Genomic DNA, 14400 nt, shown 5'->3' with positions numbered 1-14400 from the left:
ATCCGCACAATTTCAACAATGGGTGATGCCATGAGACTCGCCAAATCGCTGTATTTCCAGATTCTCTGCGCCGTCCTGCTGGGCGTGGTGGTCGGACACTTCTGGGCGCAACAGGCCGTGGCCCTCAAGCCGCTGGGTGATGCGTTCATCAAGCTGATCAAGATGATGATCGCGCCGGTGGTGTTCTGCACCATCGTCACCGGCATCGCCGGCATGACCGACAAGCGTTCCCTGGGGCGCTTGATGAGCAAGACCCTGCTGCTGTTCCTGGGCCTGACGGTGGTCAGCCTGGTGATCGGACTGGCGGCGGTTTACCTGTTCAAGCCAGGTGCCGGCATGAACATCGATCCTGCCACCTTGAGCACAGCGGGCCTGAGCCAGTACACCGCGTCGGCTGCCAAGCTGAGCGTGGTGGACTTCTTCATGCACATCATCCCGGACACCTTCATCGGTGCCTTCAACAAGGGTGAGGTCTTGCCGGTCCTGTTCATCGCCGTACTCAGCGGTTTCGCCCTCTCGTCGATGGGCGAAAAGGGCAAGCCGGTACTGGACGTTCTGGAGTCGGCCTCGACCATGGTGTTCCGCATCTTCGGCTACCTGATGCGCTTTGCCCCGATCGGCGCTTTCGGCGCACTGGCATTCACCGTGGGCCAGTACGGCATTACGTCCCTTGGCGCGCTGGCCAAGCTGGTGGGGACGTTGTACATCGCCTGCGCGTTCTTCGTGCTGGTGGTGCTCGGTGGCATCTGCCGCGCCCATGGCTTCAGCCTGTGGAAGTTGCTGCGCTATTTCCGCGAAGAGTTCCTCGTGGTGCTGGGTACTTCTTCAACCGAGCCGGTGCTGCCGCGCATGCTCGAGAAACTCGAGAAGCTTGGGTGCAAGAAAGGCGTGGTTGGCCTGGTGCTGCCCACTGGCTACTCGTTCAACCTGGACGGTACTGCCATCTATCTGTCGTTGGCAGCCGTGTTCATCGCGCAGGCCTGCAACATCGACCTGAGCCTGGGCCAGGTGGTCACCATGCTGGCGATCATGCTGCTGTCCTCCAAGGGCGCGGCAGGTGTCACCGGCAGCGGTTTCGTGGCCTTGGCCTCGACCCTTACCGTGATCCATGACATTCCCCTGGCCGGCCTGGCCCTGTTGATCGGGGTCGACCGCTTCATGTCGGAAGCCCGTGCGCTGACGAGTCTTGCCAGCAACGCTGTGGCGACGGTGGTGGTATCGCTTTCGGAAAACGCCTGTGACCGCCAGACGCTGCACAGCCGCCTGAACGGCGAGCCGGTGGTCACCCCCGTCGATGAATCGGCCGACTGGGTCGCCGAACCACGCCGCCACGGCTGAGCCTCGACACCCTCAAGCTTTTCACAGGCCCCCACCAGGCGTTGCCGGGTGGGGGTCAGGGGGCCGTCTGCGCTGCAGGTGGCCACATAGACAATAAAAACAAGAGAACAAACCATGCTCGCACTTCTGGGTCTGATCATGGTGGTGACCTTCACCTACCTGATCATGAGTAAACGCCTGTCCCCGATCGTCGCACTGACCATCGTGCCGATTGTTTTCGCCCTTGTTGGCGGTTTCGCGCCAGACCTGGGCAAGATGATGCTCGATGGGCTGAAAATGGTCGCACCGTCTGCCGCGCTGCTGCTGTTCGCCATCCTGTTCTTCGGCCTGATGATCGACGCCGGCCTGTTCGACCCGCTGATCCGCAAGATTCTCAAGCGGGTGAATGGCGACCCAATCAAGATCGCTATCGGCACCGCTCTGCTGTCGCTGCTGGTGGCGCTGGACGGTGATGGCACCACGACTTACATGATTACCTGCGCTGCCATGCTGCCGCTGTACAAGCGCATCGGCATGAACCCGATGATCCTGGCGACCGTATCGATGCTGTCATTGAGCATCATGAGCGGCATGAGCCCGTGGGGTGGTCCCGCCACCCGTGCCATTGCAGCGCTCGGTCTGGATGCGACCGAGTACTTCATTCCGATGTTGCCCACCGTCATCGGTGGGGCGGCGTGGGTCGTGTTCACCGCCTACCTGCTGGGCCGTGCCGAGCGCCGGCGTATCGGCAATGTTGCCCTGGAGTCCGGAGGGGGCAACTGCTACATCAAGGAAATCCTTGGCGACAGCCCGCACAAGCGCCCGCGCCTTGCCTATGTGAACCTGGTGCTGGTGATTGTCGTCATGACTGCGCTGGTGCTGGGGCTGATGCATGCGGCCATCCTGTTCATGATCGGTTTCGTCGCCGCGCTGATGATCAACTACCCGCAGCTGAATGTGCAGAAAGAACGCATCCTCGCCCATTCGGGCAACGCCATGACCGTGGTGCTGCTGGTGTTCGCCGCAGGCATCTTTGCCGGTATTTTCTCGGGTACCAAGATGGTCGATGCATTGGCCCAGACGCTGGTGGACTGGATTCCGGATGCGTGGAGCCACTGGTTCCCGCTGGTGGTGGCGCTGACCAGCATGCCGCTGACCTTCGTGCTGTCCAACGACGCGTACTACTTCGGCGTTGTGCCGATCCTGGCCAATGCCGCGGCCGCGTACGGCATCGACCCGGTGGAAATCGCCCGCGCCTCGGTGCTTGGCCAGCCGGTTCACCTCATGAGCCCGCTGGTGGCCTCGACCCTGCTGCTGGTGGGCATGGTCGACCGCGATATCGGTGACTTCCAGAAAGCCACCGTGAAATGGGCCGTGCTCACCTCTCTGGTGATCACGGCGCTGGCACTGCTGACGGGCGCCTTGTCCTTCTTCGTCTGAACGCTTTTGGTGCTGCCAGGCGCAACGCCTGCTCATCCCTAAAACAACAATAGAGTACCGATCATGTCCCGAGCTGTGTTCCGTGGGGCCACCTGTGGCCTGCTGTGCGGCTGGCTGCCTGTTGCCGGCGCTTCCGGTTTTGTCGATGACAGCAAGCTCAAGCTGCAGTTGCGCAACGTGTATTTCAACGAGAATTTCCGTGACGAGCAGGGTATGAGCGCCCGCGCCGCCGCCACAGCCAAAAGCGAACGGGTGGAGTGGGCTCAAGGCTTTCTGCTCGATTACCAGTCCGGCTTCACCCAAGGCACCCTTGGCCTGGGTCTCGACACCTTGGGCCTGGTCGGCGTCAAGCTCGACTCCGGCCGTGGGCGCAGCGGCACCGGGTTGCTGCCAGTGCATGACGATGGCCGCGCGGCCGACGAATTCGCCAGCGCCGGTATCACGGCCAAAGCCCGCCTGGGCAGCACCGTGGTCAAGCATGGCACCTTGCTGCCCAAGACACCGGTACTGGTGTACAACGATGCACGCCTGCTGCCGCAGACTTACCAGGGAACCCAGCTGACCAGCACCGACATCGACAACCTCACCCTTACCGCTGGCCACCTGGACCGCTTCAAACAGCGCGACTCATCCAATAGTACCGGGTTGTACCTGGACGGGTATGGCGGCCCAGCGTCTGGCGACTTCAGCTTCGCCGGTGCTGACTATGCCGTCAGCAAGCAACTGCGCCTGAGTTATTTCCATGGCGAGCTCGAGCATTTCTACCGCCAGGACTTCGCCGGGCTGGTGCACGACCTGCCGCTGGGCGGCGGCGTGCTGACCACCGACCTGCGTTACTTCAAAAGCCGCGACAGCGGTACGGCGTATGGCGGTGGCATCGACAACGACATGTTCAGCGGCCAACTGTCGTACGCCCACTCCGGGCATACCGTCGGCGCAGGTTACCAGGTGCTCGATGGTGAAGCGGGCCTGCCGTATATCAGTGGGGCAACGGTCTATTCGTTCAGCAACGTCGGCATCGGCAAGTTCATCGAAGAGGAAGAGAAGACCTGGATGGCCAGCTACGCCTACAACTTCGCTGCCGCCGGGGTGCCGGGGCTGACCTTCATGACGCGCTACCTGAGTGGCGACAATGGCCGCTCAGGTGGCGAGGGCATCAAAGAATGGGAGCGTGACGCCGAGATTGCCTACGTGGTGCAGGGTGGGCCGCTGAAAGGGCTGGGCGTAAAGCTGCGAAACTATGTGTATCGATCAGATTTCGCCCGCGGCCGAGACAGCAATCGCCTTTACCTGACCTACGATATCGCCATCTGGTGATGGCGCAGGCCGGACAAGGTATCCGGCCCTGAACCGCCTGAGGCGCCGTGGTTCAGCGGCGCAGCAGGCGAGAGACCACCAGTGTGACGGCGGCGGTGATGGCCAGTGCGGCGAAGGGCTTTTCCTTGACGAACGAGGACACCGTGTCCAGGGTGTCGCCGTAGGACTTGGTCAACTGGCCTGCGGCCTGACGCGCATCGCCTTCGGCTTCCAGTGCCGGGTCTTCGACCAGGCGACCTACGGCGCTTTGCGCTTTGCCAGCCAGGTCCTCTGCTACACCTTCGATCTGTTCGCGTTTCATGATGGCTTAGTTCCTTCCTGTGAGCGGCTTTGGGTTAACAGCACAGGGTTAGGGCGGTGAATCGCCGCAATGGTTCAAAGCGACTGTTTGTCACCTGCAGGTCATGCGCGCCGGCAAAGGGGCGCACCTGGCATGAGCGTGCGAGGCTAGCGGGCCTTCTTTTCGAGGATTCGCGCCCCGGTCCCTTCCTTGCCCAGCACATCCTCGGGGTTGCGCAGCGGGCAGTCTTCCAGCGACAGGCAACCGCAACCAATGCAGTTGTCGAGGCTGTCGCGCAGTGCTTCCAGTGTGCGAATGCGGGCATTCAGGTCTTCGCGCCAGGCCGTGGACATCTCGCCCCATTGCGCGGCCGTGAGCTTGCTGTTGGGGGCATAACGGCTGAAGGCCTGTTTGATTTCCTCCAGCGCAATACCCGTGCGCTGGGCCACTTTGATGATCGCCAGGGTACGCAGCACCAGCGAGGGATAGCGGCGCTGGTTGCCTGCCGTGCGGACGCTGGCGATCAGCCCCTTGGTTTCGTAGAAGTGCAGCGCAGATACCGCCACGCCGCTGCGCTTGGCCACTTCACCCACTGTGAGCATCCGTGTGTTGTCCGCTGCCATGCCTGTTGACCTCAAGTAAAGTTGAGCTTTTATAGTCCTGCCCGATCTTCCCTGCAACCGCTTTCCCTGTGATCGGAGCTGTGCATGAATAAACGGACGTTACTGGCCTGGGCCGGCGCTATTGCCGGTGCGCTGGCCGCTGCCTATGCGCTGGTGGGAAGCGGCTCGGCGCCACCCGCTGCGGCGGTGTGGCCGGCGACCAAGGTGGCGCTGGCCACGGCCGAGCAGGTGCAACTGGCGCGGCAGCGCTTTGCTTCGGGGGAGTTGGAGGCGGTCAACCAGGTGCAGGTGGCGGCCGAGATGCCAGGGCGTATTACCCGCATCGCCTTCGAGTCGGGGCAGACAGTCGCGGCCGGGCAGTTGCTGGTGCAGCTCAACGACGCGCCCGAGCAGGCCCTTCGCGTGCAGTTGCAGGCCAGGTTGCGTAACGCTGACGTGGTGCTGCAGCGCAGCCGCAAACTGCGCGCGATGAATGCCGTGTCGCAAGAGCTGCTGGACAACGCCGCCACGGCCGTGGACGTGGCCCGTGGTGAGCTGCAGCATGTCGAGGCGCTGATCGCGCAGAAGGCCATTCGTGCACCGTTTGCCGGCAAGCTCGGCATCCGCCGTGTGCATCAGGGCCAGTACCTGGGCGCTGGCGAGACCATCGTCAGCCTGGCCGACATCAGCCAGTTGCATGTGAACTTCGCCTTGGGCGAGCAGGCCGCCCCCGAAGTGCACGCCGGGCAAGTGCTGGCACTGACGGTGGATGCGGTGCGTGGGCAAGACTTCCAGGCGCGGGTGGTGGCGGTCGACCCGGTGGTCAGCACAGCACGCCTTGTGCAGGTACAGGCGGCCTTGTCGAACCCGCAAGGGCAGTTGCAGCCGGGTATGTATGCCGGCGTGCGGCTGGATGCTGCGCAGCCGTCGACCGTGCTGGCCGTGCCGGAAACCGCAATCACCTACACCGCCTATGGGCAGACGGTGTTTGTCGCGACCCAGGACCCGCAGCATGGCACCCGGGTGAGCCGGGTGCAGGTAACCACCGGTGAGCGCTGGCAGGGGCGGGTGGAAATCACCTCCGGCCTGACGCCCGGTGACCGTGTGGTGGTTTCCGGCCAGCTGAAACTGAGTGATGGCATGCCGGTCGAGCCAGTGGCGCAGGACAGCCTGCAGGCCAGCCAGGGAGGGCGGCAGTCGTGAGGTTTACCGACGTCTTCGTGCGCCGCCCGGTGCTGGCGCTGGTGGTCAGCAGCCTGATCATCCTGATGGGGCTGTTTGCCATGGGCAAGTTGCCGATCCGCCAGTACCCGTTGCTGGAAAGCTCGACCATTACCATCAGCACCGAGTACCCCGGTGCCTCCGCCGAGTTGATGCAGGGTTTCGTGACGCAGCCGATCACCCAGGCAGTGTCGTCGGTCGAAGGCATCGACTACCTGTCCTCGTCGTCGCAGCAGGGGCGCAGCCTGATCACCTTGCGCATGGTGCTCAACCGCGATTCGACCCAGGCGCTGGCCGAAACCATGGCCAAGGTCAACCAGGTGCGCTATCGCCTGCCGGAAAAAGCCTACGACCCGGTGGTGGAACTGTCAGCAGGCGACTCCACTGCCGTGGCCTATGTGGGGTTTGCCAGCGACAGCCTGTCGATACCGGAACTGAGCGATTACCTGTCGCGGGTGGTGGAACCGCAGTTCTCCGGTATCGACGGCGTGGCCAAGGTGCAGTCGTTCGGCGGGCAGCGCCTGGCCATGCGCCTGTGGCTGGACAGTGAGCAGATGGCTGGGCGCGGGGTGACGGCGGCGGACGTGGCGCAGGCGGTACGTGCCAACAACTACCAGGCAACGCCGGGCCAGGTGCGCGGGCAGTACGTGCTGGCCGATATCCAGGTGGACACCGACCTGACCCGGGTCGAAGACTTCCGTGAGCTGATCATCCGTAACGATGGCACCGACCTGGTGCGCCTGCGCGATATCGGCACCGTCGAGCTGAGTGCGGCGGCCACGCAGACCAGTGCCACCATGGACGGCAAACCTGCCGTGCACCTGGGGCTGTTCCCCACGCCCAGCGGCAACCCTCTGGTGATCGTCGAGGGTATTCGCCAACTGCTGCCACAGATCCAGCAGACCTTGCCGCCTGGCGTGAACGTGGCGCTGGCCTATGAAACCGCACGCTTCATCGATGCGTCGATCCATGAAGTGCTGCGCACCTTGGTGGAGGCGATGCTGATCGTGGTGTTGGTGATCTGGCTGTGCCTGGGTTCGCTGCGCAGCGTGCTGATCGCGGTGGTGGCTATTCCGCTGTCGATGCTGGGGGCCGCGGGCCTGATGTTGATGTTCGGTTTCAGCCTCAACCTGCTGACCTTGCTGGCGATGGTGCTGGCCATCGGCCTGGTGGTGGACGATGCCATTGTGGTGGTGGAAAACGTGCATCGGCATATCGAGGAGGGCAAGTCGCCGGTCGCGGCAGCATTGGCCGGGGCGCGGGAAATCGCCGGGCCGGTGATCGCCATGACCCTGACCCTGGCGGCGGTGTATGCGCCCATTGGCTTGATGGGCGGGCTGACCGGCACGCTGTTCCGTGAGTTTGCCTTGACCCTGGCGGGGGCGGTGATCGTGTCCGGCATTGTGGCGCTGACCTTGTCGCCGGTGATGAGCTCGCTGTTGCTGCAGCCCGGTCAGCAGCCTGGCGCCATGGCCACTGTCGCCGATCGGTTGTTTGGCACGCTGAGCGGGGCCTATGGACGGGTGCTGGCCTACACACTGGCACACCGCTGGATCAGTGGCGGCGTGGCGTTGCTGGTGTGCCTGAGCCTGCCCTGGCTGTACCTGCTGCCCCAGCGCGAGCTGGCGCCACCCGAGGACCAGGCGGCGGTGCTGACCGCCATCAAGTCGCCGCAGCATGCCAGCCTCGAATACGCAGAACGCTTTGCGCTGAAGCTCGACCAGGTGATGAAGTCCATTGCCGAAACCACCGACACCTGGATCATCAACGGCACCGACGGCCCGGCCGCCAGTTTCGGTGGCATCAACCTCAGCGCCTGGCAGGCGCGCGAGCGTTCCGCCGCACAGGTGCAGGCGCAGTTGCAGCAGGCCGTTGCGGATATCGAGGGCAGCAGCATCTTCGCCTTCCAGGTCGCGTCGCTGCCGGGCTCCAGCGGTGGCCTGCCGGTGCAGATGGTGCTGCGCAGCGCCCAGGATTACCCCGAGCTGTTCCAGACCATGGAAGTGCTCAAGCAACGCGCCCGCGACAGCGGCCTGTTCGCCGTGGTGGACAGCGACCTCGACTACAACAACCCGGTGGTCAAGGTACGCGTGGACCGGGCCAAGGCGGCGAGCCTGGGCATCAGCATGCAGGCCATTGGTGAGTCGCTGGGGGTGCTGGTGGGCGAGCAGTACCTCAACCGCTTCGCCCTGTTCGGGCGTTCTTATGACGTGATCCCGCAGAGTATCCAGGACCAACGCCTGACGCCTGCGGCGTTGAGCCGGCAGTATGTGCGCGCCGAAGATGGCAGCCTGGTGCCGCTAGCCACGTTGGTGCGCCTGGATATCGAAGTGGCACCCAACCGCCTGTTGCAGTTCGATCAGCAGAACGCCAGTACCCTGCAGGCGATCCCGGCCCCGGGTGTATCGATGGGCAACGCCGTGGCATTTCTGGAACAGCTCACCGCCGAGCTGCCACCGGGCTTCAGCCACGACTGGCAATCGGAATCGCGCCAGTATGTGCAGGAGGGCTTTGCCTTGATGTGGGCATTTCTCGCCGCCCTGGTGGTGATCTATCTGGTGCTGGCGGCGCAGTACGAAAGCCTGGTCGACCCCCTGATCATTCTGGTGACCGTGCCGCTGTCGATCTGCGGTGCGCTGCTGCCGCTGGCGCTGGGCTGGGCCACGCTGAACATCTACACACAGATTGGCCTGGTGACGCTGATCGGCCTGATCAGCAAGCACGGCATCCTGATGGTGGCGTTCGCCAACGAGATTCAGGTGCGCGACAACCTCGATCGTGCTGCCGCCATTATTCGCGCGGCGCAAATACGCTTGCGGCCAGTGCTGATGACCACGGCGGCGATGACTTTTGGCGTGCTGCCACTGCTGTTCGCCAGCGGCGCCGGCGCCAACAGCCGTTTCGGGTTGGGGGTGGTGATTGTGTGCGGGATGCTGGTGGGGACCTTGTTCACCTTGTTCGTGCTACCGACGATCTACGCCTGGCTGGCACGCGATCACCGGGTGAGCACGGCGCGGGCGAGGCAGTTGGTCGAAGCTGAAAGGCAACTGGGGGCGCTTTAGGCGCAACGGCCTGTTCATCAGCTGAAAGTTGCACCATCCCTGTACGAGCGGGTTCAGGCGGGGGAGCGGTCGCGGCGCATCTGGGTGACCAAGGTAAAGCGGTCATCCGGGTGCACGGTCTCTGAGACCGCCATCAAATCACCATTTTCCTCGCGGTATTGGCGGATGATCTTCAGCCCCGGTGAGCCCGCCTCTGCCTTCAGCGCCCTGGCCATTTCCGCTGTCAGCAACACCGCGCGCACCCGCTGGTCGACCACTGCGATTGCCCGGCCATAGCGCTGTTCGATCAACCCGATAATCAGCTGGTCAGGATGCTCGCGGGCCAGTTCGACGACCGCGGTGTAGTCGCGCGGCGCATACACGTCGGTCCAGCACAGCGGCGCGGCAGGGTGCTGCCTGTCGACGCGCAGGCTCGATACGCAGAAGTAATGCTCCCCCGGCACCAGCCCCAGCCTCGCCGCCTCGCTCAGGTCGGCGACAAAGTGGCGCACGTTCTGGATTTCCCGCTGCTGGGTGTCTGCCAGTTGCGCCAGGTCAGCCACACTGGCTAACGACTGCGAATAACCGTCGCGCGGGCTGCTGGCCTCCACGCGTGTGCCCACGCGCTTGCGGCGCGACACCAGCCCTTGGGTGAGCAACTGGTCGATAGCGGCACGCACCGTGTGCCGGCTCACATTGTAAAGGTCGCACAGCTCGAACTCGGTCGGCAGCAGGCTGCCTACTGGGTAGCGGCCGCTGGCAATCGCTTGCATCAAGTCCTTTGCCACGGTGGAGTAGCGCGTCGGGTTCATACCTTTGCTTGGGCTCGCCAATTTCATTGGTTGACAGTGTAACAGCGGCCGAATGCCGAACGCTTCGGTCGCCCACAGAGGTCGATACTGCCTTCAATGCTGCTGTCTGGCCCGCAGCAGCAACGCTGCAAGGGCACACCCGACCAATGCCAGGCACGCCAGGTAGAACGCATCACTGTAGGCCATCAGGTAAGCCTCTCGTCGAATGGTTGCCGCCAACGCTTCCAGCATTTGCTGCTGAGGCGGCAGCCAGCTTTGCACCGTCTGGTTGATACGTGCCTGCACGCTTGGCTCGAACAGCGTCACCTGCTCGTGAATGCGCTCACTGTGAAAGCGTTCACGGGTCGCCACCAGTTGCGTCAACCCGGCCGTACCGATGGCGCCACCTAGGTTGCGCAACATCGAGAACACCGCCGAGGCTGAGCCGGCTTCACGCTTGTCCAGCCCGGCCACCGCCAGCACCGATAACGCAACCATGATGAAAGGCTGGCCAATACCGCGCACCACCGTGGACGGGATGATCACGTTGTCGGCACTGTCGGCGCTCAGGCTAGCCCCCAGCCAGCAGCCCAGCGCCATGATCAAAAAGCCGCTGGCGACCATGAACTTGGCACTGGTCCAGCCCATCAGCCGGGGCATCAACGGCGCCAGCAGCAACTGCACCACGCCATAGGCGATCAGCGCCACGCCCACGTCGTGCGCGCTGAACCCCTGCAACTGCGACAGGTAGTTGGGCACCAGGAACACCAGGCCGAACGTGGCAGCGCCAAAGATGAACATCGCCACGCTGGCAACGCCGAAGTTGTAGTGCCCGAGCAAGCGCAGGTTGATGAACGCGCGCTGGCCGAACAGCTGGGTCACCACGAACACCACCAACGCAATGGCAGCGACCACGCTCATGCCGACAATGAGCGGCGAGCCGAACCAGTCCAGCCGACCGCCTTCTTCCAGCACGATCTGCAAGCCGCCCAGGCCGATCACCATGGCCGCGATACCCAGCCAATCACCTTTGCGTAACAGTTCGAGCTTCATCGGCTTGGCTTCGATCGACCAGGCGATGGCCAGCAGCAGCGCAATGCCGGGGAAAAGTTGCAGATAGAAGATCCAGCGCCACGAATAGGCATCGGTCAGCCAGCCGCCAATCGACGGCCCGGCGGCCTGCGCCACGCTGTTGGCCAGGCTGAACAGCGCCATGCCCATGGCCATCTTGCTGGCCGGCAGTTCGGTGATGATCAACTGGAACGACAGGGGAATCAGCACCGCGCCCGCAGCCCCCTGGATCACCCGGATTACGATCATCGCCTCCAGGTTGGGCGCCCAGGAACAGGCCACCGAGGCGATCAGAAAGATGAGCGAACCGGTCCACATCACCCGTCGCAGCGAGAAAACCTCCACGAGCCAGGCCGTCAGTGGAATCATCACGATTTCCGCCACCAGGTAGGCGGTGGAAATCCATGAGCCTTCCTCGAAGCTGGCACCCAGCGAGCCGCGGATTTCCGGCAGGGCGGCGCTGGTGACATGCACGTTCATGCCCGCCATGAAGCAGCCGAACAGGCCGCCAAGCACCGCTACCCAGGCACGCAGCGAGACCGTTTGCTCAGTGCGCATCGGCAACCTCTGCGGGGCGTGTGTCGACTGTACTGACCACCGACATGCCGGGCAGTACCTGCGGGCCATCCAACGGTTTGTCGAGCAAAATGCGCACCGGGAAACGCTGGACGATCTTGGTGAAATTGCCGGTGGCATTGTCCGACGGCAGCAAGGCGAAGACATTGCCCGAGGCTGGCGAAAAACTGGCCACATGGCCATGCAGTGGCTGGCTGGCGAAGCTGTCTACATGTATTTCTACCGGTTGCCCAGGGCGCATGCGGGCCAGTTGGGTTTCCTTGTAGTTGGCCACTACATAGGCCTGCTGTAGGGGCACCACAGCCAGCAGCGGCTGGCCCGGCACCACGTACTGGCCGGTGCGTACGCGGCGTTGGCCGACCACGCCGGTGATCGGCGCGCGGATCACCGTGTCCTGTTCGTCTTGCTCGGCGAGCTGCTGGTGGGCCTGGGCGCGTGCCAGGGCCGCTGCCCGTTGTTGCAGTTCGGCCTCGGCCTGGGCTGACCGGGCCTTGGCCATTGCCAGTTGAGCGCGTTGCTGGCGCAGCGCGGCCTGGGCACCTTGCAGCGCGGCTTGTGCCTGGCTGGCATGGGCGCTGGCGGTTTCCAGGCGTTGCACGGTCGCTGCATCGTCACGCACCAGGCCACGGTAGCGTTGGACATCCAGTTCACTGCGGCGCTGTTCGGCGGTGGCGCTGCGCACGACGGCCTCAGCCTGGAGGATGGCTTGCTGTTGCAGGTCGATGCGCTCGGTCGCTACCTGTTGGCTGGCCTGGGCGGCGGCCAGTGCCGCCTGTGCCTCGGTCACGCCAGCCCGGGCCTGGTCGAGGCGGGCGCGGTAGTCGCGGTTTTGCAGGCGCACCAGCACATCACCGGCTTTCACCGGCTGGTCGTCAGCCACCTCGACCTCGGCTACGTAGCCCGGCACGCGTGGGCTCAGCGCCACCCAGTCGGCGCGGACATAGGCATCGTCGGTGGTTTCCAGATAGCGGCCGGTGCTGAACCAGTAGCTGGTGAAGGCCAGCAGGGTGATTGTGGCCAGGCTGCCGCTGGCGATGACTGCCAGGCGGCGACGGGTTTTAGCGCTCGGCCGCTGTTCAGTTTCGGCGGGTGAGGGTTTGTCTACGGCAACATTCATGGTTGGTTTCCATTCTCGAATTGGGCCTGCTGGCTGTCCGTTGTGGGAGCAACTGTCTTGCTCAATTTCTAAAAGCTGGCGGATTGGTGGGGGAGCGGGCTTGCCCGCGAACACGGGCGAAGCCCGTGCCATCCACCGCGGTGTATTCTTCGCGGGTAAACCCGCTCCTACAGTGGGCGGTGCTCGCTGTTGGTCTTGCTTCTCGCTACCACCGCCCGCCCAGCGCGCGGAACAGGTTTACCTGCGCTTGCGCCAGGCGCCCTCGGGCTTCGGTGTGGCTGGCCCTTAGGCTGATCATTTCGCGCTCGCTGTCGAGCAGGGCCAGCCCGTCCACGGTGCCGGCACGGTAGTTACCCTGGGCCAGGGCAAAGCTGTGCTGGCTGTGCACCAGGGCTGCGTCCAGCGCCTGCAAGCGTTGTCGCTCGCCGTCGTAGCGGGCCAGTGCCTGGCGCACGTCTTTCAGCGCGCTCAGCGCCACGCCGTGGTAACGGGCGACCTGCGCCTGCTGCAATGCCTCGGCTTTGCTCACCCGTGCGCGGTTGGCCTGCAGGTTGGGAAATTCCCAGCGGATCAGCGGGCCAATCCCGAACATCACCGCGCGGCTGGCGCCGAGGTTGGCAAGGTGATGGTCCGAAGACGTCAACGAAGCGCCGAAGCTGACCTTTGGGTAAAGGTCAGCCCGCACGATGTCGGTCTCCAGGGTGGCCGCCTGCAGTTCCCGTTCGGCCTGGCGCACATCTGGCCGGCGTTCGAGCAAATGCCAGCCATCGCCAGCCGGCAGCGGCGCCGACAGTGTGGGGATGGCTACGCAGGTCGTGGCTTCGGCCACCGAGGCCTGGCCACTGAGCATGCTCAGTTCGTAAAGCGCCATCTGCCGCCGGGCTGAGAGCATCGGCAGTTGCGCACGCACCTGCTCCCGCAAGCCCAACAGGCGCTCGCTGTCGAGGGCAGTGGCCACACCGGCCTGGCGCTGACGCTGGCTGAGTTGCACGCTGTGGTCGAGGGTTTGCAAGGCCTGCTTCGCTGCCTCCAGGCGAGCCGCGTAGGTGCACTGGTCGATGTAGGCGCGGGTGGTCTGGGCGACTACCTGCAGGCGTACCAGGTCTAGTGCCGCAGCGCTGGCTTCGGCTTGCACCCGGGCACGTTGGATGGCGGCGCGTACCTGGCCCCAGATATCCACCTGATAGGCCAGCTCGATGCCCGGGTTGAATTGCCATTGTGACGGCGCGTTGCTGTCGGTCGCCTCGGCCAGCGTCTGGTCATCGGCGCTTCTTCCATAGGTAGCGGCAACGCCCATCGCGGTAGACGGCCAGCGCCTGGCGTCGAACTCGCCGATGCCGGCCAGCATGGCCTGCACGTTGGCCTCGGCCTGTGCCAGGCCTTGGTTGTGCGCCAGGGCTTGCTGTACCCAGCGGTTGAGTTGGGGGTCTTGATACAGTGCCCACCAGCGTTCGGGCAGGGGCTGTTTGCTGACGCCGGCCGGCATGTTCGCCAGCGGGTCTGCCTGCAGCGCTAGAGGGGGTTCGGCAGGCGTGGGTTGGTGGCCGCACGCCGCGAGTGCAGCGAGCATGCCGAGGGCTGTGGCAAGCCGGGCAGGGCCTGGAAATGAGTGCAGTAAGGGCATCAC

General features: G+C 64.2%; 11 protein-coding genes. 5 read left to right on the top strand and 6 right to left on the bottom strand.

Going from position 1 to position 14400, the window contains the following annotated elements; genetic code table 11:
• Nucleotides 1-30 precede the first annotated feature (30 nt).
• The 3 genes from LMH93_RS19140 to LMH93_RS19130 all read left to right on the top strand — a co-directional run bounded on the left by LMH93_RS19140 (nt 31) and on the right by LMH93_RS19130 (nt 4074).
• Nucleotides 31-1338, top strand: coding sequence for a dicarboxylate/amino acid:cation symporter (locus tag LMH93_RS19140; RefSeq protein ID WP_230064460.1), 1308 nt, complete (start codon nt 31-33; stop codon nt 1336-1338).
• Between the two features lie 114 nt (nt 1339-1452).
• Entirely contained in the window at nt 1453-2757 is a 1305-nt protein-coding gene (locus LMH93_RS19135) for a CitMHS family transporter (RefSeq protein WP_230064459.1), read from the top strand.
• A 63-nt stretch (nt 2758-2820) separates the two neighbouring features.
• Nucleotides 2821-4074 (top strand): OprD family porin, encoded by a 1254-nt coding sequence (locus LMH93_RS19130; RefSeq protein ID WP_185280123.1) that lies wholly within the window; start codon nt 2821-2823, stop codon nt 4072-4074.
• 52 nt (nt 4075-4126) lie between these two features.
• Here LMH93_RS19130 and LMH93_RS19125 read toward each other — a convergent pair whose 3' ends face one another.
• Both LMH93_RS19125 and soxR read right to left on the bottom strand, forming a co-directional pair.
• The gene (locus LMH93_RS19125; protein ID WP_004577442.1) at nt 4127-4375 is read right to left on the bottom strand and encodes a CsbD family protein; all 249 of its coding nucleotides are present in this window, start codon (nt 4373-4375) and stop codon (nt 4127-4129) included.
• 146 nt (nt 4376-4521) lie between these two features.
• The gene (soxR, locus tag LMH93_RS19120; protein ID WP_004577443.1) at nt 4522-4977 is read right to left on the bottom strand and encodes a redox-sensitive transcriptional activator SoxR; all 456 of its coding nucleotides are present in this window, start codon (nt 4975-4977) and stop codon (nt 4522-4524) included.
• A gap of 84 nt (nt 4978-5061) precedes the next feature.
• Here soxR and LMH93_RS19115 point away from each other — a divergent pair, with 84 nt between their 5' ends.
• Together LMH93_RS19115 and LMH93_RS19110 are read left to right on the top strand one after the other, a co-directional pair.
• Entirely contained in the window at nt 5062-6159 is a 1098-nt protein-coding gene (locus tag LMH93_RS19115; protein ID WP_064614068.1) for an efflux RND transporter periplasmic adaptor subunit, read from the top strand.
• Nucleotides 6156-9239, top strand: a complete 3084-nt coding sequence (locus tag LMH93_RS19110; protein ID WP_230064458.1) for a MexW/MexI family multidrug efflux RND transporter permease subunit — start codon at nt 6156-6158, stop codon at nt 9237-9239. The genes LMH93_RS19115 and LMH93_RS19110 overlap by 4 nt, the downstream gene beginning before the upstream one ends.
• 53 nt (nt 9240-9292) lie before the next feature.
• Here the strand turns inward: LMH93_RS19110 and LMH93_RS19105 are convergent, their stop codons facing one another.
• From LMH93_RS19105 to LMH93_RS19090, 4 genes are all read right to left on the bottom strand, one after another.
• Entirely contained in the window at nt 9293-10030 is a 738-nt protein-coding gene (locus LMH93_RS19105) for a GntR family transcriptional regulator (RefSeq protein ID WP_185280125.1), read from the bottom strand.
• Between the two features lie 93 nt (nt 10031-10123).
• Complete coding sequence (locus LMH93_RS19100; RefSeq protein ID WP_014753980.1) at nt 10124-11638, bottom strand: DHA2 family efflux MFS transporter permease subunit; 1515 nt, start codon at nt 11636-11638, stop codon at nt 10124-10126.
• Nucleotides 11628-12773, bottom strand: coding sequence for an HlyD family secretion protein (locus tag LMH93_RS19095; RefSeq protein ID WP_230064457.1), 1146 nt, complete (start codon nt 12771-12773; stop codon nt 11628-11630). The genes LMH93_RS19100 and LMH93_RS19095 overlap by 11 nt, the downstream gene beginning before the upstream one ends.
• Before the next feature lie 205 nt (nt 12774-12978).
• A complete protein-coding gene (locus LMH93_RS19090; protein ID WP_230064456.1) occupies nt 12979-14397 on the bottom strand; it encodes an efflux transporter outer membrane subunit in 1419 nt (472 codons plus the stop codon).
• Between the last annotated feature and the right edge of the window lie 3 nt (nt 14398-14400).

The organism is Pseudomonas sp. CIP-10 (genome assembly GCF_020911845.1).
Lineage (GTDB): Bacteria > Pseudomonadota > Gammaproteobacteria > Pseudomonadales > Pseudomonadaceae > Aquipseudomonas > Aquipseudomonas alloputida.
The sequence above is the reverse complement of the archived record's forward strand: the minus strand, read 5'-3'. Positions and strand labels throughout refer to the sequence as shown.

Bases quoted from the DNA above. Each gene is read 5' to 3' on its own strand.
- LMH93_RS19140 (WP_230064460.1), top strand. From the start codon at position 31: ATGAGACTCGCCAAATCGCTGTATTTCCAGATTCTCTGCGCCGTCCTG.
- LMH93_RS19135 (WP_230064459.1), top strand. From the start codon at position 1,453: ATGCTCGCACTTCTGGGTCTGATCATGGTGGTGACCTTCACCTACCTG.
- LMH93_RS19130 (WP_185280123.1), top strand. From the start codon at position 2,821: ATGTCCCGAGCTGTGTTCCGTGGGGCCACCTGTGGCCTGCTGTGCGGC.
- LMH93_RS19125 (WP_004577442.1), bottom strand. From the start codon at position 4,375: ATGAAACGCGAACAGATCGAAGGTGTAGCAGAGGACCTGGCTGGCAAA.
- soxR (WP_004577443.1), bottom strand. From the start codon at position 4,977: ATGGCAGCGGACAACACACGGATGCTCACAGTGGGTGAAGTGGCCAAG.
- LMH93_RS19115 (WP_064614068.1), top strand. From the start codon at position 5,062: ATGAATAAACGGACGTTACTGGCCTGGGCCGGCGCTATTGCCGGTGCG.
- LMH93_RS19105 (WP_185280125.1), bottom strand. From the start codon at position 10,030: ATGAACCCGACGCGCTACTCCACCGTGGCAAAGGACTTGATGCAAGCG.
- LMH93_RS19100 (WP_014753980.1), bottom strand. From the start codon at position 11,638: ATGCGCACTGAGCAAACGGTCTCGCTGCGTGCCTGGGTAGCGGTGCTT.
- LMH93_RS19095 (WP_230064457.1), bottom strand. From the start codon at position 12,773: ATGAATGTTGCCGTAGACAAACCCTCACCCGCCGAAACTGAACAGCGG.
- LMH93_RS19090 (WP_230064456.1), bottom strand. From the start codon at position 14,397: ATGCCCTTACTGCACTCATTTCCAGGCCCTGCCCGGCTTGCCACAGCC.